The organism is Clostridium ihumii AP5 (genome assembly GCF_000612845.1).
Lineage (GTDB): Bacteria > Bacillota > Clostridia > Clostridiales > Clostridiaceae > Clostridium_J > Clostridium_J ihumii.
In genome coordinates, this window is sequence record NZ_CCAT010000036.1 from 1 (window position 1) to 818 (window position 818).

The 818-nt window shown below is 41.8% G+C and carries 1 rRNA gene; it reads left to right on the forward strand.

The annotated features are described in order from the left end of the window. Positions 1 to 347 precede the first annotated feature (347 nt). Positions 348 to 818, forward strand: a 16S ribosomal RNA gene (locus BN346_RS04340); the annotation flags it as partial.

Genomic DNA, 818 nt, shown 5'->3' on the forward strand with positions numbered 1-818 from the left:
GTTGAATACTATGAAGTAGAGCCTTGTATAGCATTAGAAAATCCTAAACAAGTTATAAGTGAAATAATAGCTGATTTAAACTAAGGAATAGTAAGAAGCTTTGTGATTAATCTCAAAGCTTTTTTATATTTATAAAAAAATAAAAAAAAATTTAAAAAAAGTGTTGACGATGTTAAATCAAGGTGGTATAGTATTACTTGTCCTTAAGAAAAGGGCAAAACAAAAATGAACTTTGAAAATTAAACAGTAGGTTAATTATAAAAATTCTTTTTTAAAGAATTAAACACAAACAACCAAGCCAGATATTCAGATAATGATTAGCTGAGCGATGGACAACTTTTTAAATTATATTTGAGAGTTTGATCCTGGCTCAGGATGAACGCTGGCGGCGTGCCTAACACATGCAAGTCGAGCGATCTCTTCGGAGAGAGCGGCGGACGGGTGAGTAACGCGTGGGTAACCTGCCCTGTACACACGGATAACATACCGAAAGGTATACTAATACGGGATAACATACGAAAGTCGCATGGCTTTTGTATCAAAGCTCCGGCGGTACAGGATGGACCCGCGTCTGATTAGCTAGTTGGTAAGGTAATGGCTTACCAAGGCAACGATCAGTAGCCGACCTGAGAGGGTGATCGGCCACACTGGAACTGAGACACGGTCCAGACTCCTACGGGAGGCAGCAGTGGGGAATATTGCACAATGGGCGAAAGCCTGATGCAGCAACGCCGCGTGAGCGATGAAGGCCTTCGGGTCGTAAAGCTCTGTCCTCAAGGAAGATAATGACGGTACTTGAGGAGGAAGCCCCGGCTAAC